The organism is Flavobacterium sp. Root420 (genome assembly GCF_001427905.1).
Taxonomy (GTDB): domain Bacteria; phylum Bacteroidota; class Bacteroidia; order Flavobacteriales; family Flavobacteriaceae; genus Flavobacterium.
In genome coordinates this window covers 1-423 of the sequence record NZ_LMEF01000021.1, presented here as the reverse complement: position 1 = coordinate 423, position 423 = coordinate 1, and the positions used below count along the sequence as shown (strand labels likewise).

Sequence of the window (423 nt, the reverse complement as noted above, 5' to 3'; positions counted from 1 at the left end):
AAAAAAAACTTCAAAAAACATTTGCCGGTTAGAAATAAGTTTTCTACTTTTGCACCCGCTTTGAGAGACAAGCGAAATTAAAAAGAAGACACGTTCGTAGACATATTGAATTGACAGCCGTTTTAACAGAGATGTTAGRACAAAAGAATAAGAGTAATGGAATCGAGAGATTTGAAAAGAACCGATAGAGAAGTTGTCGCATAATAATTAGTTTTGATTTATCAGAACAAACAATATACGATGAAGAGTTTGATCCTGGCTCAGGATGAACGCTAGCGGCAGGCTTAACACATGCAAGTCGAGGGGTAGGGTTCTTCGGAACCTGAGACCGGCGCACGGGTGCGTAACGCGTATGCAATCTACCTTTTACAGAGGGATAGCCCAGAGAAATTTGGATTAATACCTCATAGCATAGCAGCTTCG

General features: G+C 40.3%; 1 rRNA gene. It reads left to right on the top strand.

Going from position 1 to position 423, the window contains the following annotated elements:
- Positions 1–237 precede the first annotated feature (237 nt).
- Positions 238–423, top strand: a 16S ribosomal RNA gene (locus ASC72_RS11810); the annotation flags it as partial.